We start from the raw sequence: 22709 nt of genomic DNA, 5'->3' as shown, positions 1-22709 counted from the left end.
ATAAAATATGAATATGATCAATGTCATGATTCCATTCGACCAGTGAAATATTGTAGTTTTCACTCAACGACAAGAATTTATCTTTAGCATAGTTTGAAATGGTGTCATCGATGACGTGTCTTCTATATTTCACGACCAATACAAGATGATAATACAACAAGAACACTGAATGGTTATTACTATCTAATTTCATTTATATATCAGTCCTTATCCATTATAAGACTGATTATATCATATATTGTAATCAAAAGCATTTGGGCTCTCGCCCAACCGAAATTCATCTCCCCCTTACCGCTGAGCTTCGCCCTTCACACGCTTGAAGAGGGAGACTTCTTTCGGAAGTTCGTTAAAATCAGTGAAATGATAAGTCTCATAAAACCACCTCTCTTTAAAAACTCAATAATAAATATAGTTTTTCTTAACAAAAAAATATTCGTTTGCGGATAAAGTCCAATAGTTACTTTATTTCATATTGCTTCATTGTTAGTGAAATAAGCGATAGCCATTGTACAGCTATCGCTCCTAAAGCTGAAGTCTTGTGGTTTCGAAATAAACTCAAAGTGCTCTCTTTAGCAGCTAACAAAGATATATGCCTTAATCAACTGAGTTCTTTAGAGATATCAGATAGTCTTGTACCTCAAAATTCACTTGATTATTCTGTTCAAATCCACTCTCTTCCATGTTCACGAATGAATTCAATATCCTTTTCATAATGGTCAAGGTGTCCCTCGTCTATCATTTTTTGAAATGCTGAGTTTCCTTCATTGGCCATTCTCTTCATATATTTACATAGCCCATCTAACCGCAACAATACCATCTCTAAATAACCTTTTTCTATTCCTTCCATACCGTAAGAATCAAAAAACAACTTAACTCTCGCTTGGATCCGTTCTGCATCATGTGAATGAGTATAAAAGACAGCCTCACCTGCTTCAGTATGATAAAACCTACTTAAAGGAACGCAAGTGTAAAGGGTGTAAGCTATGTCCCAAAGCCTTGGACCAGGAGCTGCAACATCAAAGTCAATAATGCCTACTGGCTGTTCATGATTAAAAATAATATTGTACACAGCAAAATCATTATGGCATAGAACCTCTCTATTACTTGGAGTATTGTCAATTGGACTCCACTCCTCTATCAACGGAAAGTCACTAACTGCGTCATGATTGATAAAGACGAAGCATTTGTGCTATTTCTTTTAATACATCATTTGACCGCATATATCTCTTCAAAGGGTAATTTCCAGCTTCTCCTTCAATGAAGGATAATATCTCCCTATTTTTTCATCAATACCTAAAAATTTCGGGGCATAATTAAAACCTTTACTCTCTAAATGTTGTAACAATCTATGTATTTTCAAACTCACAGGTTTTATTTCTCGTCGAACAGTATCTTCAAATCGATATACATTTGAGACATTCCCTCCGGCTAGCTTTTCTTCTTCCTCAGAATTTACCATTGTATTTTCTCTCCCTCTAATTAAGACTCCCTACATTACTCGATCGTCCTTCGAAGTTAAAAAAAAGCGATTGCCTATATTGAACATTCGCCCCCAAAAGGTGATGACTTGATCTCAAGATAAACTCAGGAAAAATTCATACTTCATTTGAAACAAAAGTTCCAGCTACAAAATCGTGAATTGCTTTTTTATCTTTGCGAAATACAATCATTAATGCACTCACCAGTGTGGATAAACCAACAGTTAAATACCCTAGAAGAAACTTGCCGATGAATTCTCTAAAAAACATATCCGCTATGTTTAACTCCTTACCATCAGCTTTATTTATCCTTATGTTTACTAACCTTTTTCCTACGTTGTAGCCTCCCCAGATTACAGGAAGGATGATGGAATAAATGATATACAAGATGTTCCAAGTTACACCTTGTGTCCAATTTAATGAAGGTGTACCTGTATAAAGATAAACAAAAACTCCGATTGGAATAACAATAACTAATGTATCTAATACACCAGCAAACAACCTCATTCCAAAACCTGCTCTATCTAAATCAAACCCCATTTCACCACCCCTTCTGAACCTTTATTCAAAACAATACACAACCAGAACGACTCACTATCTCTGCTCGAACGTTCTATCAATAAAGCTATAGAATATCCCTTATTGAACAATCTCCCCCTTATACCGTAGTCTCGAAAGCGAGATATCTGCCGGGGATACTTCCTCTAATTATCTATTTATCAAACTCTCTATCTTCTCTTTTATGGATACGTTGTTGGTAAAAAGGATATAATTCTGCTTGTTTGTCCTTATAAAAATTCTTTCAGTAGTAGCATTTGGATATCCGATTCTTATAGCAGTTTGCTCTTCGCCACCATAAGTGTCATCATCAGTGACGTCTATAATATCATTTTTTGGTATTTCCACCCTGCTAAGCTGCCACGAAACAATAACATTTCCGTTTTTTTCTTTTACACTAATTCCAAACATTGATAACCCTCCAACATAAATAACCTTAGGATTAATAAAATACTCTTATTACAGTTACGATTCTGGCCCAATTTAGTTTCAAACTTTCTAATTATCTCGAAACTGAGTCTTCCAAAAACCTGTCCCTAACTGGAAGACTCAGTTTTGAGATAATTAACATAAAACAGCCCAGCCATCCATACTTCTCTCCCTCAGCACCACATAAAAACTCAATAGGATGGCATTTATGAACAAATTACGATTAACTCATTCTCTCAGAATTAAGTTGGCAGTAACTCTAACATATGAATGATATAATACGTTTGAGTCCATTAGACAATCCTATGCAGGGATGAAAGATAATCATAGAAAAGAGAATACTGGTCATTGAAAATGATAGCTCCATCACTGAAATGGTTGAAAGCTTCCAATAAAACGAGGCTTATCTTCACTGTTGAAAATAAGCCCTCATCTTTATAAGATTTGCTCCTTCTGTATAGTATTAAGAGACGATTCCTCTTTGTGAAATCGTCTCTTAATAAATCGAAATTACTGATTAGGTTTTGCTTTCTCAGCATGTTTAGCTGCTTTAACCTCTTCAGGCGTTTGTTTATTTTCTTCTGCTTCTTTCTTCGTAGCTTCATCACCACAAACAACATGATCTAACTCATTTTTTAAAGCTTCATACCCCTGTTGTGCTACCAATTCTTTATTATTTTTGTTTTTCTCGTCTCCAAAGTAAGTAGAATCCATGCCAGCATTATGGTGGAAACTAGTATTTGTAGCACCAGGAAGCATGGCTGTTACATTGACTCCTGTTTCTTTTAACTCTTCTCTTAATGATTCGGCAAACATAAACCCAAATGCTTTAGACGGACCATATACAGTTTCGTAAGGTGTAGGTAACGTCGCAGATACAGAAGAAACGATAAGTATATCTCCTTCTTTATTCGGAACCATATCTTGAACCACACGTTTAGCCATATGTACGGTCCCGGAAATATTAATGTCGATTAACTTCAACTCTTCTTGTAAATCATTTTCTAAGAATGAACCTCCCATACCAATGCCAACATTCAGAACAGCTGAATCTAGCTTTCTATCCTTACTTTTAACAAACTTCCAAAATTCTTCAACATCATCATAAGTTGATGCATCAGCTTTGAAAGGATAAGCTTCGACCCCTAATTTTTCAATTTCTTTAGCTGATTGATAAATATCTTCACTGGATCCAGACATCGCAACATCATAACCATCATTCGCAAATAATTTTGCTAACTCAAAACCCAAACCTGATGTTGAACCTGTAATCATTACAAATTTTCTATTTACCATCGTAATCACTCCTCAAATTAAAATATCCCTAATAAAATCGCCTTATTGATATTGAAACTTTGGCTTCCTTAACAACCTCTACCTATATATAAATAGCTTCCACACAAGAGAGGTAATATTCCCAGTGCCCATACATATCAAACGTACTTTTCTATGGAGACTTCCTGATACTCCTTATGGGCTTTTGCACCATGAATGGATAGAAACACCTGAACTCTTTAGCGAATAATAGTGGCTAAATTTAGAATCAAAAAATGTAGGTTACACGATTAAAAGTGATCCTTGAGTGCGGAAGGTTGGATTTCAATATAAAAATCAAGATGATGAATTAAAAAACTAAACTGTAAGAAGAAAATTACCACGAATTCAAGTCTTCAACTAACCTGCCCGTTCTTGAAGACTCAGTTTCGAAATAATTAGTTCAAAATCAAATATAAACATTCAACTTCAGGATAGATTTGGATGCTAACCTTTTTCGGACTCAACCCATTTAATTCATGCTTATCTGCATATAAATGGACAATGGGAATATAAAGCACGCAGCGAAGATTAAAAAAGCTGTGATATTCAATAATTTATATTTAACTAGACTTTCTCTTGAGATGCCTAACCCTGTTAGTACCATTCCAATGATAGAATAGGCTGGAAGAAGCATGAAGCCAATAAAACCTATCACGGATTCCGAAATAAAAAAATAAACACCAAGAAATCCAGCAATGAGTAACCAGACCATTCCTTCTGCCAATTTAGTTATTCCACACATAGTAAACTCCTTTTAACAAGTTAATAGTATTGTTTAATCTCAAGCAAAAGTAACCGTTGTAACAACAGTAAAGATAGAATGCGCAGCAGAGAAAACACCCCACTTCTTTCCAATATCCTACCATTATAATAACACATTAATTTACATATATTTACATTTAATGCTCTGTATTTTAATCCCAAACCTTTAAAGTATGGTAGGAAATAAATACAAAATGAAAAGAGATAAAGAGTCCTATCATTTAGGACTCTTTATCTCTTTTCATCTGATACTTTGTAGAACAAAATTATTAAGTTTTCCGCGTATAAAGCAAACCCTTCTGATGGAGGTTTGACTTTATTTCATTTGCAAATGGTACGTTATCAGCAATGACAAACTTCCAATTCTGTGCCTTTAGAAACTCTTCCCTTGCTCTCAACTCCCTTATTTCGATTAGGTCTTCTAAAGACCGATTCACTGGACTTGGATTGCTTTTGGCTAATTGATTTCGATAATGGTTTCTAAAATCCTCTTCCGTACAATTGTTAACTTTTATAAAGTGTTTCATTAGTTTCTGCATGACAAAATTTCTTTTGTTTCGATCATTTATTCGAAGCGCAGCATGCTGAATATGCTTTAAATCATGACAGGATTTACACAGAGATTGTATATCCTTGAGGATCAATAGAAATTCTTCCTCGTCATACTTCCATACTTCATGAGCCTGGAGTTTTTCTTCATCTCGACAACCGCATATCTGGCAAGTAAAATCATTTTTCTCATGAACGTGGTTCCGAATGGAATTCCATAAAGAACGAGGTATGGAATCCCTTACCGTTTTATTCTGGGCATAAGAAGGCTTTCGAATCTCTATCGTGAGCTTAAAATCAGACATAATCCCCCTCCGTTTGAGATAGTAAAACTATTTAATTTTATTAATAAAGGCTATCGTACAAGCGTAATCGCTAGAATGTCATAGATTACTAAAGTAAGAGATCTCCTACATTCCTATGATGAAGGAGGGAGAGCTATGAACTTTCTAAGAAACGTAGCCGCTGTGCTAATTGCTGTCTTGTTTTTAGTAGGGCTATTGTTAGCTGTTTTACTAGGATCAAGTGAACAACGCCAAATAGTAAGCAACTGTATTAACGAGATTCTTGGAACCATTAGCTAAACTTTAAAGGGCTATGTTGAAAAACATAGCCCTTTAAAAATTTCAATCGATACAGGTAAAGCTTACCCCACCCTGATGAGAGTAAATCTTACTCCTATAGAGGGGCAAAAAATAAAATGATAGTTCACTTGCGGTGTAGTGTTTTATTTTTTCTATAATTATCCATAGTTTCACTGTATGTTACTTGTTTAATGATTAACAGCTCTATGTAAAAACAATTCGATCATTTCATTTTGCTCTAACTTAAAGTTTTGTACATAATCACATGGGGACCTAATCCAGGGTAATTAAAAACGTCTCCGTATGATCGAAAACCGAGCTTCTGATAATAATTCCGGACTGAAGTTCGCCCTTTACACCAAAGCATGTTAGCTTTACGCTCTTTTACTATACGTTCAGCGTAATGAATTACTTCTCTTCCTGCTCCCTTGTTCCTGAAATCTTCCGCAGTAGCCATCGCCCTTAAACGGTATTGCTTAGAGCTGGTAAACTCAGAATGCGATTCCAAATAAAAAGAAGCTACGCTAACTAATTTTCCTTCATTAAATGCTCCAATATGAAAAGTATCATCGTCATGATCAGTATCATATTGACAGGCTTCAAACGGCTGATGAGGTCTAAGGACGTTATGACGAAGCGTGTAAGTCTGTGCTGCTTCTATTCTTAATACTTCCAAATTACTCGTCTCCTTTGATCTTTTTTATAGGAAAGATAGTCAGGTAGAAAAAGTTTTACGTTTATTACGAGGTGTCCATTTTCCGAGAATCACCGGATTTCATGTGTCAGAACTATCGCTTAAATCCGCCTTCTGAATGAATAATCTGCCCCGTAATCCAGGCGGCTTCATCACTGACTAGAAACTTGATCGTTCTTGCGACATCATTTGGTTCGCCCACTCTTCCAAAAGGAAACATCGGTTTTAGTTCACTTTTTATTTGGTCTGTCATCCAGCCTGTATCGGTTGGTCCTGGGTTAATAGCATTGACGGTTATTCCACGCGGTGCAACTTCTGACGATAACGTAACCGTTAAGGCGTCAATGGCTCCCTTTGTAGTGGCGTATGCCAGCTCACCTGCCATAGGACCCTGGAATTGTCCTGAAGTTATATTCACGATCCTGCCTCCCGACGGCTTATTAAATTCACGGGCAAATTCTATGCTTACTAGAGTCGTAGCGCGAATATTAACCATATAGTGTTGATCCAGTTGATCTGAAGTTAGATTAGCATAATCATTATTGGTAGAATAAGCTGCGTTGTTTACTAATATGTCAGGTTGCCCCAGTTTTTCTATTACGTTCTGGATAAGTATTTCTGCGGCCTCCTGCTGAGTCAGATCCAATTCCATACTAGCTGCCTGTACACCTTTTTCCTTTAACTGTTTTTCCAGAATCAAAGGCTCGCTAGTATCTATGTTCCAGGGCATCTCTTTGTCGTACTCTTTCCAATACGTAAAAAAGATATCGCAGCCAGCCTCAGCTAATTCGGTGCAGATGGCTGCCCCAATACCTTTTAATCTACTCGCTCCCGTAACAATCGCAATTTTGCCTGCTAAATTTTTAATGATGGACCCCTCCCTCTCTAAATTAAAACGACAGGACTGATATTAGTAAAACGATATTACATGCCCATCATCACTCTTTTTTGCTTCCCGCATCTTTCACCGGTCTTCGACACGGAGCTTGAAGAGGGAGTCTTCTGATGATGAATGATAAATAAAGAAATATATATGACTTTTTCCGTTAGAAAATCCAAGTTCCAACCTCATTTCAATTGCTGCTGACAAGAAAATTTTAACATAACCTGATGAACATTTGTCCTCATAATCCATCATTAAGAACTTACATGAAGGGCTGGTACCCAAAAAAAGACGATCATCTCTGCTCGATAATCGCCCCTAGCTCAAAACTATTATGGAAATATCTTTACCAGGATCCTTGGTTTCCTGGAGGATTACAAGGAACCATACAGGAAACAGTCCTTCTACTCTTACATATTAGCTTCTCAAAATCTTCTCCATCGCTTTTCCTTTGGCCAATTCATCAATCTGCTTATCCAAATAGCGGATTTCCCGCATTGTTGGTTCTTCAATGTTTTCCACCCGCACTCCACAGATCACACCTTTGATCATGGTCCTGGAAGGATTTAGCTGGGGAGCTTCCGCAAAGAAGGTCTCAAAATCTGTCTCATTTTCAAGCTTTGACTCCAGCTCCTCCTGGCTATACCCTGTCAGCCAACGGATAATTTCATCGACTTCGTCTTTCGTACGTCCTTTCTTTTCCGCTTTCTTTACATAGTGGGGATACACGCTTGCGAAACTCATGGTATAGATTTTATGTTTTGGCATACTATGCCCCCTATTCTTTCATATGATTTTGGTTAGATATTATCTATTATATCATTCCTGCGTTATCTTCATTTTCAAGCCACATGAGCAAAAATGGGGGCCGCTTTCCTATGCACTATTTTCACTCAGTTCTTAATCAAAAAGGTTCTCATAAAGAGCGCACAGGATTATTTTTAACGGGCGGCTTCATCTGAATTTTATCCGGACTTTCCTGCCTCATTCTGCCGGATACATGGTAGTTATTCGTATTCAATCGAAAGAACTGGCGCGCTCCATTATAGGTAGTGTACCAAAGCTGATGAATTCTCCCGTATTCCAGCTGTTCAGGATCAATCGTGATTGGATAATACAAATTTCCGAATACGCTATTTCGACATTTCACAATTCCCAATTTCCTGCACTCATCCAGCCACACCGTTTGAATAGGACCCATGTTCTCCCCTCCTTATCATTTAGACACGTGGACGATACCCTGTTGATCTACAGATACGATTCCTCTATCTTTAATCGTAATATCAAGAGGAAAACAGGCTGATGATTGGTTAGAAAATATCCACCGTCTGCCGGGACGTACGAGGAGTAGATAGGATGCTTTTTCCCTTTCCCCCATAAGATTTAAGAACTTCGAATGAATCTTCTGTTGGTCCCGCTCTTCAATTCCGATCCTTCGCAGCTTTTGACTGGCAGTGTACACGTCTCTTGTCACAACACTCATCTCACTCACTCGCTGCAGCACACGTGCAGTAAAAGGTTTTGTATGATCTTTTTGATTGGATTTTCGGGCGATGAATTCAACGATATTACCTGCCGGATCACTAAAGTAAAAAGAACGAGCTTGAAGATGGGAAAAGATTCCTTCATCCGCTCCATCTTCTCTATTCAATTGCACTCTTTCTTGCGCCCAACTCTTCGCTGCTTCAAAATGATTAGGCGGAAGATCAAAAGCAAAATGATAAAATGGTGAACCTTCCCCTTCTCTTGTTACAAATTCTATTTCACTCTCCTGTACCCCAATTTGAAAACACTCTTCTTCACTTTTAAGCAAAGAGAAGCCTAATCGATTTACATAAAACTTTTCAAGTTCCTTCCGTTTATTCGTATAGAGACCTACCCTTTGAATAAGCACTGCACTTCCACCTTTCTTTTTCGTTAAGACCAGATTACTAAGAAATACGATTGTCCACATCAGGGGTCAGGTCGAATTTTTCTACGACTTTTGGCGGAACAGGCGCTACTGCATTCATAATCGTCTGGTGAAAAAAGAAAAAGGATGAACACTGTGGAGTGCTACTTTTGTATTCCAGGATTACAGGTGTAAAAGCATAGGGAGTAACCACAAGGATAAAAGCAAAAAAGTAAACCGGAAGCCTTTAAAATGACTTCCGGTTTCTTTATCTATTTCTCCCTGCCTCAAAATACCGTATGAGAATATATTATCAATCCCTATCCCTAAGCACGTGAAGCATTGGAAACCTATTCATTTATTTATGCTTTCTCTGCGAACATATCATGCTTCATTGCGTAAATAGCCGCCTGCGTTCGATCATGAACCTCAAGTTTGCTTAAGAGATTGCTCACGTGGGTTTTAACGGTTTTTTCGGTTATGTACAAAGCCGCCGATATCTCTTTATTACTTTTGCCTAGGGTAATTTGATAGAGGACATCCTTTTCCCTTTTCGTCAATGTAAACGTGGCAGTGGCAGCGGCTTCCTTCTTTTTCTGATCGTGACTCATTTCCGATAGTAAAAGACTCGTTGCTTTTGGATGTAATAGCTTCTCGCCCTGATGAGCCGTCCGGATGGCTTTCACTAATTCATCAGGATCCACATCTTTCAATTGATACCCGGCCGCGCCGGCCTGAAGGGCTGGAATAACGTGATCCTGATCGGAATAACTGGTTAGCACTACAATTTTTGATTCTGGGTAGCGTTTAAGAATTTCCTTTGTTGCTTCCACTCCGTCCATCACTGGCATCATGAGATCCATTAATATTACATCCGGTTGTAGATCTTCAATTTTCTCCAAAGCTACTTTGCCGTTTTCGACTTCCCCGACTACGTTGATATCGGTTTGAGTGTTCAAAAAGAACTTTAATCCTCGCAATACGATTAAATGATCATCGACCAGCATGACCCGAATACTCATATTTTCCCGCTCCTCTCTTGTCCTTGCCTTACAAAACTAAAAGGGAAGAAAGACATGCACCATCGTCCCTTTGCCTTCGACAGAGTTAATCTTTAGAACGCCTCCCATTAGCTCCGCCCGTTCCTTCATACTCGTTAGCCCGAGCGTTTGGTTCGAATTCTTTGGGACGGAAATTCCTTTCCCATGATCATTCACCACCATGTTAATCCCTTTCTCAGTTTTATAAATACTGATATTTACATCTAAGCTGTCTGTATGTTTCTTTACATTATTCATGGCTTCCTGACTAATGCGCCAAATGGTTTCTTCCATCCGTTTCGACCAATCAGGTACTTCCTCCAAGTCTATCTTCAAAGAGAGCCCCAGATGCTGAGCGTATTTTCTCATCGCAGCGATCACTCCCTCCTCAATTCCAACCGGACGAAGCTGCCAGATCAGAGAGCGCATTTCTTTCAAAGAATCTTGAGAGATCTCCAACATTCCATCAAGTAATTCTTGTACCTCTTGATTCTCCTTTGGAATAATCTCTTTCACTCCTCTTGCCGTTAAGGATAACGTAAACAAATTCTGGTTGACAGAATCATGTAAATCACGTGCCAGTCGCTTCCTTTCTTCGTGAAGTAACAATTCCTGACGGCGTTCCTGGAGGCGTATCCTTTCATAGGCAAGCGCGAGGTTCCTTGCTAACGCTTTTAATACATCTTTATCCGTCTCTCCACGCCCCGCGGTCTTAGCAGGAACGACTACGAGTACACCGACTGTTTCTTCATGGATATAAATCGGAATATAATATTTCCCATGGTTTACAACGATACGCTGATCTTCCTCCTTTAGTGCTCCATCAACTGAGTAATCCTCATTTAACTCAAAGGAAGAGGGAAAACGCGCACGCTTTAGATTAAAGCTGTCATCTTCTTTTAAATAGAAGGCCGTATTATCCCACTCGAATACTTCATATCCAACATCCACTACAGTATTAAATAGCGTCTCGATGTCCTGAGCCTTCCCAATCGAACGCACAACAGCATTTAACCGCTGATAATTCTCTGCCCGCTTCTGTTCTTCCCGGTATAGTCTTGTTCGTTTTATCGCCGTACCAATTTGAAAAGCAAGGGATTGCAGCAGCGTTAACTCTTTGTCTGAAAAAGAGGCTTTATCAGGAGAAGCCACATTCAGCAATCCGAAGAATTCTTCGCCATCCCCAAGGGGGACGGTGGCATGATGAGTGATCCCTTCTGTCTCTCCCCACTCTTTCTCTACCGCCTCGTTGAGCCGCTTACATTCAATGATATTGACGGGCTCCTTTAGTCTCCCGTTCCAATAACGGTTTAGACAATGACAGCCTCCCTCACACATAGGCTGCTTATTTCCCCACGTTAAGGCCGGTGGAAGTCCTGCATCTGCCGTAAGTGTATACGTTGATTGATCGTGCACGATGAACACCCAACCCGCTTGCAGCTGTGTGAGTTCAAGCAATTTTTCAAGTACCGTCTGCAGCATAGGTTGGAGGTCATTACATTGATTCAATGTTTCCGCGATCACCTTCATAATATTTAATTCGTCTACCCGCTGATATCCTCCGTCCATTTTACCCCTCCATCAGGTTACACTTTGACAGGCAGCCACTGTTGGAATTCCTCTATCGTGCTATGTAACCTTTCTATTGCCTTCTCTGTCAAAACAAAATTTGCATCAAAATCTTCCGGATCAAATACCATCTGATGCGGCACAACCATCGCATATAATCCGCGGCCGACCGTACGCATCTGGTTTACCGCATTTATGCCGCCTTTCCCGCCACCGCAAACAGAAAGAAGCAAGATCGGCTTTCGCTGGAAATGAGTTCCGTTTAAAAATTCAAGGGCATTCTTTAACGCGCCGCTCATTCCGTTATGATATTCTGGGGACACCCACACAAACGCGTCCGCCTCTTCTGCTTTTTGCCGAAGCCTTTGAACAGCTGGATGTTTTCCTTGTGAGGAATCTCCATTAAACAGCGGCATAGGCTCTTCACTTAAATCAATAAGGTCAGCCTTTAACTTGATTGCCATTTCATAGGCGGCGATCCTTGTCCTTCCGAGTTTTCTCGGGCTTCCACTAATAACAACTATATCCATATCCATCAACTCCTTCTATCTAACAGGTTACACGAACCCCTGTGTAAACAAATCGGAGAATGGAATGATGGAAGGCTACAACTTTGGACCGAAAACGAACGTTCGGCCTCCTCCTTTAATGAAATGAAACGATACGATTCTAATTTTCAGGCTGCATCCACTTTCTTTGCCTTACGATTAGTATAACGGTAAGAACCACGGCACACGTTAAAGTGATTCCTATGATGAAAAGCATTCCTCCGAATAGTAAGAATTCATTAATTGACCCTGCGTACATAAACCATAACAATGCACTAATAAGACCGCAGACAAATAGTAAGCAATTCGCTAAAAATATATCTTCCACTAGCTTTTTATTTCTAATTATACTTTGCTTTGCTGCCATATAGCCAAGTCCTGTCGCCAATAAAATAAAAATAGTTAGTCCACTGAACACAATCCCAGTCACTAGATTACCCACCTCTCTAACAAGCTTGATAAGGCAGCTTTCGGCCCTGGTATAATTTTGAACGCTAGGACGGACAGACGTTAAATCTCTCGTAGTTTAATTTCCTACCCTTCTCCTTATAATGGCACCGCCTGTTATTAATGTAAAAAAAGTTACGATAACATAGATCATTAAATAATTAATGTTCATAGTTTCTACATTAAATCCGTACTTTGCTGATACTAAAAAAAGGAATAAAAGACTAAAAGAAATCAACAGGACAATTCCGGCAAATTGATTCAAATGGTTAGCAGTCCGATTATCATTTGAATCAGTTTCACCCCCATTTATCTTTCTATGCCTTGTAAGTTCCGCAATGCTGAATCCAATAATACTCGCTGCTAAGCCAACCCAAGGAATTTGGCCAATCAGCAATCCAAGTGCGATAAAAACCACCGACAAACTAATCACAACATATAGAATATGACCTTTCATTTTATCCCCCCTTTTCCTTACTAAATTCCCGGAAATTCATATACTAGTTGTAAAAACTCGATCTATCCTACCCGTTAAGCTCATAAATTCCCTAAAACAAATGGTAAAATGAAGAGAACGACAGAGCTTACAATTAGAATCAAGGAGATCCTTTTCGAAAGTTTTACTCCCCCCTCTTTTTTATACCACCCGGAGAATTGCAACTTATTTCTGTACCATACAAAAAGAATTAATAATATAGCACATGCACCCATCCACGAAAAAGATTCAGTTGTTTCGTTAATGGTATAACTATTATGTATTAACCCCCATCCCAATCCACCGAACAGAGTAAAAATAACGATTATACGAACTACTTCTAAAAGCGCCCTCAATTTACGTCCCACCTTTTTTCAGACACTGTTCTGAAGACTGTTAAGAAATATACACATATCAAAGCAGATTACGAAGAATGAATGGATTAGTTATTCAGTGAAACGGAACCAAACACACTATGGCTGCATGTAACAAGCATTTGCACCTCTATAATCCATTCAACTATTTTCAAACTTTAATACCAGACTATGTACACCAATATAACAATGATAAAACAGCAGCCCACAAATAGCACCATACCCCATAATTTGTAAGACTCCCTGGACGGAGGAAGATGTTATAAGTTCCTGAAACGTATAACTCTCAAAAATTATGGAATAAACAGAAGGAATATAAGTCAGCAAAAACAGGATTATAGCTCCACATAACATATACACAAGCACATTGGTCAAATATCGATTCCCCCACTGAATCCATAAATAACATACCTTAACCAGTAATCCGCTCCCCACAAAAATTATAAAAGCTACTATGAATACAAGTGGAGTATAGTCCCCGCTGCCTCGTGAATAAAAAAAGATACTAACCACTAAAGCAGCCAGCATACCCGCTATGATCATGACACTCCCTTCCTTTAACCCTTTCATTCAAATTCCCTCCTTACTTTTGTATATTTATGATACCTCTCTCTAATACCTATCATCCGATTCTTTCAATACACGTAAAAAAATAGAACTTCCAGCTCTTCAGAAGTTCTATTTTCAATGTTTAGGTTTGTTGATCGAAGCAAGCCCGGCAGTTAAGAAAATTCTTTTAGTCCTGTTTCACTATCCGATTATTTGGTTTTATATTCGATAGACTATGAATAACCACTGCAATCAATAGTAAAAAGCCCATATTGATGAAGCGGAAAAGCCAGGATACTCCTTCAAAAATGTCCAGAACCCCGTGAATGATGACAGTCAAAAAGATGAAGTAGCCTAATATGTGTTTTATGATATCCCCCTCTTTCACCGTAAAGTATAGAGTTCACACGATTGGCACCTGTTGTTCCCAGCAAATTGTTTACTTGTTTCTACAACTCTCTCCTGTTCTTTAACCATTCCTGAACCAGCTTCTTAATAAGGCGTCCCACCTGCTCCTATACTCGAGCACTTAATATGACTCCTATTTCATACGAAAAAACGCGTCCAAAGTTTCAATTTAAGTTAAACTAAAGGAAAATTATCCCTGCAATCCGATTAGTTTTAGGTTTTCAAACTTTTATACGGACCAAAAACCCCGAACATAGACATAGTTTAGAATGTCTCTATTCGGGGTCATCCAGAAGGTTCTTGCCCTAATATGTTTTTTGTAAATCGCTGTATTACTTACTGCTGAATAATGCTTTTCTAGTTTTCGGCCCTACAATACCATCACTCACTAATCCTTTTGAGGTTTGAAATTTCTTTACAGCTCTTAAGGTCTGCGGACCAAAAGATCCATCAGCGGTTATGCTGAGTTTTCGCTGCAGAATTTTTACGGATTCACCTTTACTGCCATACCTTAACGTTTCGTTAAAGGTTTCATAGCCTGCAACGACCTTGCCCGATCCGACTCCATATTTTTGGGCTAATGCCGTAAAGGACGAGGAGGAACTTGTGATATACACCGGAATATTCTTGTCAGCCCGTTCATACAACCAGATAACATCTTTATTGTGCATTCGAATACAGCCACTTGACGCGTACGTACCAATGGAAGAAGGATTATTTGTACCATGGACACCATAAACATTTCCTGAGGTACGTCCCCAGTCGCCCGGAACCTTTATCCCAAGCCACCTTGCCCCCAGAGGATTCCTAGGATCACCACCTGGAATGTTTTCTTTATACCATGGCCTGTTTTTCACCTTATTAACGAGCGGGAATTTCCCCTCCGGCGTTAAACTCTTCGTTCTGCCCGTTGCTACAGGAAACGTTTTTTGAAGTTTGCCATTTTCATAAAATGCGAGTTGATTAATGCTTTTATTAATAATAATGGCTTCCTTCTCCGCGGCCTCTGCCGGCTTTACCATCACACATAAACCCAATAAAAGAATCCCCAGTACAAACACCATTTTTCTCAGCTGCATGCTCTGCTCCTCCATTCACTCCTTAGTACTATGGAAATATTATACTTCGGGGAATAGGGAATAAATTGTCGAACACAGCCGTCGAAATAAATATATTTTCGAGTGGATCAAAATCATTATGAAGGTGAGTGTTATCTTTTATAGTATTCTCATTTATATAGTAACTTTTATACTAGAAATATGTTTCCTCATAAGCCTTCCTAAGTTTCGAGAACTCGAAAGACACAACTAAAGAGGATGCCTGAAAAAATTAAGCCCAAGCTCATCCAAAGTTGAAAAGGTCCCCTACCTAAATTGTGACACCCTTCACTCTTACGCGAGTTTTTTGCCCTAATATTAGCATTTATAAAATCACTACTTATGTATTTGTTATCCCAAAAATTTACATCACACCTGAATCAATTAACAATAGAGGTGGCGATGTAGTGAGTTTCGCTTTTACTCCCAGTGGCACGCCATAATTTGGTTGGCAATGACCAAAGTGAAAATTCTCTACAACCGGGAATGACGCATTAGCGAAGAAATTCTGAAGTACTTTTCTTAACTTTACATATTCCTCTCCTTCTACTTGGAAATTACCTAAAACTACACCTTGAACCTCGTTGAACACCCCTGCCTGTTTGAGATGAGTAAGCATCAAATCAACACGAAACGCTGGTTCTGCCACTTCCTCAATTAGCAGAATAGCCCCCTTCGCATCCACTTGATAAGGCGTTCCCAAACCATTGGTGAGTAGTGTCAGATTCCCTCCTACTAAATGTCCTTCTCCTTTACCATGAGTTAGGGTGTTAAGAGGCGATCTGTGAGAGTCATAAGTTATAGTTTCTCCCGTAAACAAGGGTGAAAAAGAGGAAACTGTTTCTTTTGTTCTTAGTTCCTCATTTAAGTCGGAGGCCACCATCGGACCGTGGAAAGTAACCAAGTTGCTAGATTTCTGAATAGCATTAAGCAGATATGTAATGTCGCTGTATCCCCAGAATATTTTAGGATTACTTTTTACCTTTTCGTAATCAATCATATCAGCAATTTTTGCTGTCCCGTATCCTCCATTTGCGCAAACAATCCCGCGAATATCAGGATCACAAAAAGCCTCATTCAAGTCAGTAAGTCGCTTTTGATCAATAGCCGCAAGCTCTTCCTCACCATCAAACACGTGTTGTCCAATGACGACATTAAGCCCCATGTCTTCTAATACACGTATCCCCTGATTCAGGTGTTTTCTGTCTGGTGGTCCGGCTGGTGCAATAACTGCTACCCGATCACCTTCTTTTAAAGCACGTGGTTTAATCACAGTTTTTCCTCACTTTCCTTAGATCTGAAATTTGAAAGTTGTTGTCGGAGTATTTTCAGCGTGAAGCACTTAACTTAATAATAGCTCCTATTCCTTAAGTCATGATTTATCCATACTTAAACCATAAAAATTCTTAGTCTCGCTTTTTTACATTTTATAGACTTTAAAAAATTTTAGTTAATTAAATTTTTTGATAATAAATAAAGCCAGGGACTAACTAAGAGCAATATGCTTAAATACACAAATTTTCGTTTCCCAAGTCCCATTGCTATGGCCAAACTAAACAAACTACATAGAAATGTGAGTATGAGGGTTGTAATAATTCCATACTCCTGGAAAAAAGGCATACTGAAAGACAAAATACCAACGCCAAGTATAATCCAATACATTACATAAGGTAATTTTTTTGATTCCATTCCTATTCTTTCCTTTTAAGAATTCGTTTGCCCTATTATCTAACCCTGTCTGCAAGCAAATTCTTACCTTTTTCTTCAATAAACCCGCCTATTTCACTAATATTGAAAATAAAAGCCCTAACCAGGGATAATCATTTTGTTTTTAATATAATAGCAAAAAATCATTTATCATAAACTTTCATGATTTCATTCTCAAACTTTTGTTCCTCATCCTTTTCCTCAAAGTAAAAGGTGACAAAACATAATATACCCGTAACCAAAAGCATGAAAAATGACCCCACAATTACAGCTAACTTAATAGACAATAATTGAGCAGTTAAACCAATTGAAATAGTCGCTATTATGATAAAAAAAGCTTCGATAAGACCATAAATACTTCCTACCCTCCCCATTACATTAACAGGAATGTTTTCTTGATAGAAGGTATGAAAACCTGTATTTGCAAAGGCGAGTGAAAATGATAGCACAACGAATCCTAACGCAGCTATATCGAAACTTGATGAAAAAGCGTAAACCATATACCCCACGGAAACAAATACCGGCCCTAGTCCAATCAAAAATAATGTAGTCATTTTCTTTGCAAATAAGGTGTTTACCACTGCGCCTGCCGCAATACCTAGCCCCGCAATACTTACCAGAAAACCGTACTCCGCATCTGTTAACGTTAATACCTCTTTAGAGAAAGATGCTTCCAATGAATCTAAAGCCGTAGCCATAACAATCATGAGACTAAACAAGAAATAAATTCCCATCACATAGGGATAGTTATGAGTAAAAAGCCGAACTACATTCCAGTCTTTCTTTAGCAGTCCGAACGAAAAGTTAAGAAGATTATTTTGTTTCAATGATAAATCTTGTAGTTGAGGCAGTAATAAAGTAATGAATCCTGAACCTAAAAATGTTAATGCATTTACATAGATCGCCATGTAAGGAGTTCCTAAAATAAAAAGCAAACCAGCTATGGCAGGACCTATCAAAAAGCCACCGGAATCAATTAGACTTCTGAAAGAATTAAACCGTTTTCTCTTTTCTGAAGGTATCAATTTAGTTATGTATGTCATAGAAGCAGGCTCAAAAATCGAACTTCCCATATTGATCAATAAGACAGCAGAATAGATAAGCCAAAGGGATGATAAGGAAGGAAGGATAAAGATTATAGCAGCCCGAACCATATCCAATTCCACCATAAGGTTTCGCTGATTTAGACGGTCGATAATTGTGCCAGACCAGAAATTAGTAAATAATGTCGCTAATGGTTTTAGAATATATAGGGCTGCAACAGCGAGAGGTGACCCCGTCATATCTAATACGATCAAATTCAAAGCAATTAAATATATCCAATCTCCTATATTTGATAATCCTATACCGAATAGTAAGAGTACGGGATGTCTCCACGAATAAAATAATTTCTTTATTTCCACACAAAATCCTCCCTTATAGTTGAGTGATTGTTAGTATTTTGATTTTGGTAAATAAAAAAATCCCACCCCCAAGACATTTGTCTTGGGGGCGAGATTATATTTTATCGCGGTGCCACCCCAGTTTATTAATACGTCACCATATTAATCTTGTCAGGTACGACAAACCCATTCGTTGCTTATACCCTAGCTCTATAACGGGAGCTCCCGTCACATTATCCCCTAAAAAGGTTCCAATATGATGCTCTGAGGTTTGGTTCAGCAATTCATTCTTACCCCTTTCTAACTAACGGGGCTCTCTGGAAAGAATGTTCACTTGCCTACTCTTCTCTTCATCGCAGTTAGATATTTCACTACATTATCCATTTATCTATTATATTTGTAAATAGTTTCTTTCTAAAGGCATCTGATATTTGAAACTAGAGTATCCAATTATTCTGCCATGTAAGTAAAAATTGTTAACTTTTGCTCAAATAACCATAAAAGCTTGAAAAAAGGCATATATGGCAACTACCCCAACTGCTAATTGGAAAAGACCTACGTATGGATGTTTAACTTTTTTAAATTCATACACACTCTTAAGAATCATAAAACACCCTAAAGTAAGCAAAACAAAGGGCATTACCTTCGATGGTTCTTCCGAGAATAATGCATATCCCGCAATAGAAATCCCTAAAATTAATAGTACAGTTTTTGCAACCTTCAAAATATCACCTCATTAAATAAAATTGTTTTAAAGGTATTCATCCAGATGGAAAAGGTGGATTTTAGGTATAATTAAGCCAAACCACGCATGATTACAGCTGTGGGTCGGTCATTCAATCGAAATATTTTAAGCTTCAAGGTGATATATTCTGTCTCATTTACTGAATCATCTTCCTTACCCGCCAATAATACAGTAATGAACGAGCAGAAAAATAACCGAATTCGATGACGACGATAGTTTGCACGACTACCATCCAAAAAGTAGCGTCAAAGATTTCTCCTCGTAGAATACCATCTATATTCAGCGTGATGACCCATATATATATAAACGTCAACGGCAAGAATATACCTCCCTGCCAAAGAGTAACTCGTTTTGCATGCTTTAACTTGTGATGGGAGTCACTGTACAGCTGAGGTTTTTCCTCTTCATTATTGTACGCTTTGGCCCACAACGTCCAGGACATGAACGAAGAGGAAGAATGGAACAATTGACGCCATCCTCGGTCGCTATGCAAATAAAAATAATCCGATTCAACAGATTTTTGACAATCGGCAGCATAGCTTACATTTCTCGGTTCTCCTTCACTGAAGGAAAACCGCAGGCCCCATCTGCTGACTTTTACTAAACGATATCCTTTTTGTTCCATAGTCTCTAACCATTTTTCTAAACGGTCAGGAGCACATGCCCAGGCTAATCGTACCTTCGTGAATGTGATGGGTCTCGAGTTTTGTTCAGTGGAAGGTGCAGGCTCTACTTTTAGTTTTTTTAATCCTATGTGTAACGTCAGTGTCGAATAAGGAACGAGAGTCCAAAGGATCAATCCTGCAGTAATGGTAATTGCCCAATAAGGACTGGGAACGAACGTCGCCGATCCACCACCTAAAAATACAGTGAGTGAAAACATTCCCACCATACCAGCAGAAAGAAGCATATAAATGAAAATCGCCAGGAAAATATAGTAATGAACTTTGTTCCTTGAAGCTAAGCTATCCCTTAGCGGCTCCTTGTTCGCAGCGCCTTTATGACGGATCATTCTCCAACTTCCTTCTTTCGTGATCGTTTCCCATCCTGACTCTACTAGCGACTGCGGAAAATGGCCAACCTTCTCATATTGAAGTCTATATGTACATGTTTCGGGATCGTCTTTTTCAAAATGGAATTTCCTTGACCACCGATTGAATCCAGTCAGAAAAAGCCCCTCGCTCGCTTTCTTTTCCAGCCACTTTTCCGTTTTAATCGGGTCGTAACTCCAAAATGGTCGAAAAATTGATGTGTTCATAAAAACTCCTCCCTATATTGGACCGCATTATTGTAAAGTTCATGCAGCCTTTCCATCTCGATCCGCATGATTCTTTTACCGTCTTCTGTCACTTCATATACTTTTTTCCGCTTACCATCGGCGTACTTGACGATCAAACCATCGCGCTGCATCTTCGTCAGGGTGCCATAAACGGTCCCGGATCCTAAACTTATCCTCCCTTTTGTCAACTTCTCGACATGTTTGATGATGCCGTAACCGTGGCGGGGTTCAGTTAAAGCAAGCAAGATATAGAAAGCAGTTTCGGTCATAGGTATGTATGTTTTCTCTGGATTTTTCACTGATCGATCCACCTTTTTCCATTTTCAAGTATGTCACACTACGACTATATCACACTATGATATAGTCGTACGAGATTTTTGTACGAAAGTTTTCTAACCTTTAAGCTTCTACAGGCCCGTTTCTCCTGTACGTAGTACGTAAGAGGAAAAGTATTGTTTTACCTGCAAGTTCTCTCTCTGGCTGGTTTTCGAAGAAATGGCGAGACTCCACTAACCAAAAAGTATACGTCTTTGGTCAGCGGCCTAGAAGAAAAAGAAAATCCATTCAAGAATTGATTAAATACGAGGGAATTATTTTAGAGATAAGCCCCTGTTTATATAAGACTTGATTTCGAGATATCTTGAGGTTGTTCATCCTCATTTACCTACACACTCTAACACCTCAGAATACTATTCCGAGGTGTTAGAGTGTCTTATTTATTTTGTTTAATTCAACTGATTATGGGCGTTTTCCCTGAATAAAGGATTCTTATTGGTAATGGTAGCCTTCTTATTGAACCCTCTCTTCTTAGTTTATATAAGCCGAAATTTTGCTTTTTGGATTTGCACCTCAAAATTGGTTCAACAGATTGGTCAAGCTGTCTTATTAGAATAAGGCTCTATTTACCGCCTGTAACGATTTTTATTAAGAAATCCTTAACACAAAAGAAGAGACCCCTTTTCCGAATAAGGGGCCTCCTTTCGCATTATAGTGTTCCTTTTACGGCATAATTTTCCGGACTGATCGAAATATACTCCGTGATGAACCCATTCTCACTCAATATCTCCATCAAGGTTCCTGATGATATACGGTGATCAAGAGACGGGCCAGATTCTGTCTCGACCGCTTCCCATTCAATGAACATTACTCCGCCGCCTGGCCTGGTGATCCGTTTGATCTCGTCTAATACCTGCTTGACGTCATCCACTTCATGCATAACAAAAGAAACCATCACTTTGGTAACAGATTGGTCTGCTACATCAATGTTTTCTAAATTACTGATAACGTAATGGATGTTATCCAACTGTTCTTGGTCTGCCTGATGTTTCAGCATCTCAAGCATTTTCGGTTCAATGTCAACCGCATAGACGGTGGTATTCGTTCTTTTGGCAAAAGGAATGGTGAAGAAGCCATTGCCTGCTCCTAGATCGGCTGTCACTTCCCCTTCTACAAGATCCAGCTGATCCATAAGTCGCTCCGGGTTCATGCGCTCTTTACGTTCTTCACTTAACAATTTCTGGGCTTTCTCAGGATTGAATCGTTTCTCTGACATTCCCACTCACTCCTTGTTTCTCTAGTTACATCCAGGCTCCCATTCCGCCTTTCACGTTGGTTACATGGTTGAACCCCTGTTTCTTCAGTATTTTAGCCGCTTTACTACTTCTCATTCCACTTTGACAGATGACCATGACTTCTTTCTCCCGGTCTAGTTCATTGGAGCGATTGGCGAGCTCTGCCAATGGGATATTTTTGAATGGCTTTTTGTGATTGGCTTTGTATTCACCTGGGGTGCGAACGTCAACAAATTGCACATTACGTTCCTTCGTCCGTTTTTTCACCTCTTCCGTGGTGATCGAAGAGACTCCTTTCGCTGGCATAAAACGGTTCATCACAAACCAGGCAACCACAATAATCAATCCCCATTGAATTATAGTTTCTATCATT

At 38.8% G+C, this 22709-nt stretch carries 26 protein-coding genes, 1 pseudogene and 1 other annotated feature; of the genes and pseudogenes, 1 reads left to right on the top strand and 26 read right to left on the bottom strand.

What is annotated here, in order from left to right:
* From tnpA to BMZ06_RS16615, 7 genes and pseudogenes are all read right to left on the bottom strand, one after another.
* On the bottom strand, window positions 1-193 hold a 193-nt coding region (gene tnpA, locus BMZ06_RS16645), incomplete at its 3' end, for an IS200/IS605 family transposase (RefSeq protein WP_139205848.1).
* Window positions 194-661: 468 nt separating this feature from the next.
* Window positions 662-1459: pseudogene (locus BMZ06_RS16640) on the bottom strand (phosphotransferase).
* Between the two features lie 136 nt (window positions 1460-1595).
* Window positions 1596-2018 carry an RDD family protein gene (locus BMZ06_RS16635; RefSeq protein WP_089753704.1) on the bottom strand — a complete coding sequence of 141 codons (423 nt, stop codon included), beginning with the start codon at window positions 2016-2018 and terminating at the stop codon, window positions 1596-1598.
* Between the two features lie 168 nt (window positions 2019-2186).
* Window positions 2187-2447, bottom strand: a complete 261-nt coding sequence (locus BMZ06_RS16630) for a SunI/YnzG family protein (protein WP_089753702.1) — start codon at window positions 2445-2447, stop codon at window positions 2187-2189.
* Between the two features lie 528 nt (window positions 2448-2975).
* A complete protein-coding gene (locus BMZ06_RS16625; RefSeq protein ID WP_217646828.1) occupies window positions 2976-3761 on the bottom strand; it encodes an SDR family NAD(P)-dependent oxidoreductase in 786 nt (261 codons plus the stop codon).
* Window positions 3762-4251: 490 nt separating this feature from the next.
* Complete coding sequence (locus BMZ06_RS16620) at window positions 4252-4524, bottom strand: hypothetical protein (protein ID WP_089753701.1); 273 nt, start codon at window positions 4522-4524, stop codon at window positions 4252-4254.
* A gap of 289 nt (window positions 4525-4813) precedes the next feature.
* Window positions 4814-5398 carry a hypothetical protein gene (locus BMZ06_RS16615; protein WP_089753699.1) on the bottom strand — a complete coding sequence of 195 codons (585 nt, stop codon included), beginning with the start codon at window positions 5396-5398 and terminating at the stop codon, window positions 4814-4816.
* 135 nt (window positions 5399-5533) lie between these two features.
* Between BMZ06_RS16615 and BMZ06_RS20825 the strand changes: the two genes are divergently transcribed.
* On the top strand, window positions 5534-5677 hold the full coding sequence (locus BMZ06_RS20825) for a hypothetical protein (protein WP_175477915.1): 144 nt from the start codon (window positions 5534-5536) through the stop codon (window positions 5675-5677).
* 238 nt (window positions 5678-5915) lie between these two features.
* On the opposite strand, the gene BMZ06_RS16610 is transcribed toward BMZ06_RS20825, so the two are convergent.
* The 19 genes from BMZ06_RS16610 to BMZ06_RS16510 form a co-directional block, all read right to left on the bottom strand.
* Window positions 5916-6353, bottom strand: coding sequence for a GNAT family N-acetyltransferase (locus tag BMZ06_RS16610; protein WP_089753697.1), 438 nt, complete (start codon window positions 6351-6353; stop codon window positions 5916-5918).
* Window positions 6354-6465: 112 nt separating this feature from the next.
* Window positions 6466-7239, bottom strand: coding sequence for an SDR family oxidoreductase (locus tag BMZ06_RS16605; protein WP_089753696.1), 774 nt, complete (start codon window positions 7237-7239; stop codon window positions 6466-6468).
* A 432-nt stretch (window positions 7240-7671) separates the two neighbouring features.
* Window positions 7672-8022, bottom strand: a complete 351-nt coding sequence (locus BMZ06_RS16600; protein ID WP_089753694.1) for a DUF2200 domain-containing protein — start codon at window positions 8020-8022, stop codon at window positions 7672-7674.
* Window positions 8023-8170: 148 nt separating this feature from the next.
* A complete protein-coding gene (locus tag BMZ06_RS16595) occupies window positions 8171-8455 on the bottom strand; it encodes a hypothetical protein (protein ID WP_089753692.1) in 285 nt (94 codons plus the stop codon).
* 15 nt (window positions 8456-8470) lie between these two features.
* Window positions 8471-9148, bottom strand: coding sequence for a hypothetical protein (locus BMZ06_RS16590; protein WP_089753690.1), 678 nt, complete (start codon window positions 9146-9148; stop codon window positions 8471-8473).
* A 359-nt stretch (window positions 9149-9507) separates the two neighbouring features.
* Window positions 9508-10167: a response regulator transcription factor gene (locus BMZ06_RS16585; RefSeq protein WP_089753688.1), complete on the bottom strand. Its 660-nt coding sequence runs from the start codon at window positions 10165-10167 to the stop codon at window positions 9508-9510.
* A gap of 36 nt (window positions 10168-10203) precedes the next feature.
* Complete coding sequence (locus BMZ06_RS16580; RefSeq protein WP_089753686.1) at window positions 10204-11754, bottom strand: GAF domain-containing sensor histidine kinase; 1551 nt, start codon at window positions 11752-11754, stop codon at window positions 10204-10206.
* 17 nt (window positions 11755-11771) lie between these two features.
* Window positions 11772-12284 (bottom strand): NADPH-dependent FMN reductase, encoded by a 513-nt coding sequence (locus BMZ06_RS16575; protein ID WP_089753684.1) that lies wholly within the window; start codon window positions 12282-12284, stop codon window positions 11772-11774.
* A 139-nt stretch (window positions 12285-12423) separates the two neighbouring features.
* Window positions 12424-12732: a hypothetical protein gene (locus BMZ06_RS16570; protein ID WP_089753682.1), complete on the bottom strand. Its 309-nt coding sequence runs from the start codon at window positions 12730-12732 to the stop codon at window positions 12424-12426.
* A 96-nt stretch (window positions 12733-12828) separates the two neighbouring features.
* Window positions 12829-13206 carry a hypothetical protein gene (locus BMZ06_RS16565; protein ID WP_089753681.1) on the bottom strand — a complete coding sequence of 126 codons (378 nt, stop codon included), beginning with the start codon at window positions 13204-13206 and terminating at the stop codon, window positions 12829-12831.
* 533 nt (window positions 13207-13739) lie between these two features.
* Window positions 13740-14168 (bottom strand): hypothetical protein, encoded by a 429-nt coding sequence (locus BMZ06_RS16555; RefSeq protein ID WP_089753677.1) that lies wholly within the window; start codon window positions 14166-14168, stop codon window positions 13740-13742.
* A 719-nt stretch (window positions 14169-14887) separates the two neighbouring features.
* Complete coding sequence (locus tag BMZ06_RS20820; protein ID WP_175477914.1) at window positions 14888-15634, bottom strand: L,D-transpeptidase family protein; 747 nt, start codon at window positions 15632-15634, stop codon at window positions 14888-14890.
* Between the two features lie 382 nt (window positions 15635-16016).
* Window positions 16017-16925 (bottom strand): S66 peptidase family protein, encoded by a 909-nt coding sequence (locus BMZ06_RS16545; RefSeq protein WP_089753675.1) that lies wholly within the window; start codon window positions 16923-16925, stop codon window positions 16017-16019.
* 577 nt (window positions 16926-17502) lie between these two features.
* Window positions 17503-18756, bottom strand: a complete 1254-nt coding sequence (locus BMZ06_RS16535; RefSeq protein WP_089753708.1) for an MFS transporter — start codon at window positions 18754-18756, stop codon at window positions 17503-17505.
* An 87-nt stretch (window positions 18757-18843) separates the two neighbouring features.
* Window positions 18844-19104 (bottom strand) — a binding site (T-box leader).
* Between the two features lie 124 nt (window positions 19105-19228).
* The gene (locus BMZ06_RS16530) at window positions 19229-19465 is read right to left on the bottom strand and encodes a hypothetical protein (protein WP_089753671.1); all 237 of its coding nucleotides are present in this window, start codon (window positions 19463-19465) and stop codon (window positions 19229-19231) included.
* A gap of 157 nt (window positions 19466-19622) precedes the next feature.
* Complete coding sequence (locus tag BMZ06_RS16525; protein ID WP_089753668.1) at window positions 19623-20744, bottom strand: DUF2812 domain-containing protein; 1122 nt, start codon at window positions 20742-20744, stop codon at window positions 19623-19625.
* A complete protein-coding gene (locus tag BMZ06_RS16520) occupies window positions 20741-21034 on the bottom strand; it encodes a PadR family transcriptional regulator (RefSeq protein ID WP_089753706.1) in 294 nt (97 codons plus the stop codon). Before BMZ06_RS16520 ends, BMZ06_RS16525 begins: the two co-directional genes overlap by 4 nt.
* Before the next feature lie 716 nt (window positions 21035-21750).
* A complete protein-coding gene (locus BMZ06_RS16515; RefSeq protein WP_089753666.1) occupies window positions 21751-22317 on the bottom strand; it encodes a class I SAM-dependent methyltransferase in 567 nt (188 codons plus the stop codon).
* A 25-nt stretch (window positions 22318-22342) separates the two neighbouring features.
* Window positions 22343-22708 (bottom strand): rhodanese-like domain-containing protein, encoded by a 366-nt coding sequence (locus BMZ06_RS16510; protein ID WP_089753664.1) that lies wholly within the window; start codon window positions 22706-22708, stop codon window positions 22343-22345.
* Window position 22709 lies beyond the last annotated feature (1 nt).

This window comes from Halobacillus alkaliphilus (assembly GCF_900113125.1).
Lineage (GTDB): Bacteria > Bacillota > Bacilli > Bacillales > Halobacillaceae > Halobacillus > Halobacillus alkaliphilus.
This window is presented reverse-complemented; position numbering and strand designations above follow the sequence as displayed.

Excerpts from the sequence above, each read along its gene's own strand:
- BMZ06_RS16635 (WP_089753704.1), bottom strand. The coding sequence starts at position 2,018 with ATGGGGTTTGATTTAGATAGAGCAGGTTTTGGAATGAGGTTGTTTGCT.
- BMZ06_RS16630 (WP_089753702.1), bottom strand. The coding sequence starts at position 2,447 with ATGTTTGGAATTAGTGTAAAAGAAAAAAACGGAAATGTTATTGTTTCG.
- BMZ06_RS16625 (WP_217646828.1), bottom strand. The coding sequence starts at position 3,761 with ATGGTAAATAGAAAATTTGTAATGATTACAGGTTCAACATCAGGTTTG.
- BMZ06_RS16620 (WP_089753701.1), bottom strand. The coding sequence starts at position 4,524 with ATGTGTGGAATAACTAAATTGGCAGAAGGAATGGTCTGGTTACTCATT.
- BMZ06_RS16615 (WP_089753699.1), bottom strand. The coding sequence starts at position 5,398 with ATGTCTGATTTTAAGCTCACGATAGAGATTCGAAAGCCTTCTTATGCC.
- BMZ06_RS20825 (WP_175477915.1), top strand. The coding sequence starts at position 5,534 with ATGAACTTTCTAAGAAACGTAGCCGCTGTGCTAATTGCTGTCTTGTTT.
- BMZ06_RS16600 (WP_089753694.1), bottom strand. The coding sequence starts at position 8,022 with ATGCCAAAACATAAAATCTATACCATGAGTTTCGCAAGCGTGTATCCC.
- BMZ06_RS16595 (WP_089753692.1), bottom strand. The coding sequence starts at position 8,455 with ATGGGTCCTATTCAAACGGTGTGGCTGGATGAGTGCAGGAAATTGGGA.
- BMZ06_RS16585 (WP_089753688.1), bottom strand. The coding sequence starts at position 10,167 with ATGAGTATTCGGGTCATGCTGGTCGATGATCATTTAATCGTATTGCGA.
- BMZ06_RS16580 (WP_089753686.1), bottom strand. The coding sequence starts at position 11,754 with ATGGACGGAGGATATCAGCGGGTAGACGAATTAAATATTATGAAGGTG.
- BMZ06_RS16575 (WP_089753684.1), bottom strand. The coding sequence starts at position 12,284 with ATGGATATAGTTGTTATTAGTGGAAGCCCGAGAAAACTCGGAAGGACA.
- BMZ06_RS16565 (WP_089753681.1), bottom strand. The coding sequence starts at position 13,206 with ATGAAAGGTCATATTCTATATGTTGTGATTAGTTTGTCGGTGGTTTTT.
- BMZ06_RS16555 (WP_089753677.1), bottom strand. The coding sequence starts at position 14,168 with ATGAAAGGGTTAAAGGAAGGGAGTGTCATGATCATAGCGGGTATGCTG.
- BMZ06_RS20820 (WP_175477914.1), bottom strand. The coding sequence starts at position 15,634 with ATGCAGCTGAGAAAAATGGTGTTTGTACTGGGGATTCTTTTATTGGGT.
- BMZ06_RS16525 (WP_089753668.1), bottom strand. The coding sequence starts at position 20,744 with ATGAACACATCAATTTTTCGACCATTTTGGAGTTACGACCCGATTAAA.
- BMZ06_RS16520 (WP_089753706.1), bottom strand. The coding sequence starts at position 21,034 with ATGACCGAAACTGCTTTCTATATCTTGCTTGCTTTAACTGAACCCCGC.
- BMZ06_RS16515 (WP_089753666.1), bottom strand. The coding sequence starts at position 22,317 with ATGTCAGAGAAACGATTCAATCCTGAGAAAGCCCAGAAATTGTTAAGT.
- BMZ06_RS16510 (WP_089753664.1), bottom strand. The coding sequence starts at position 22,708 with ATGATAGAAACTATAATTCAATGGGGATTGATTATTGTGGTTGCCTGG.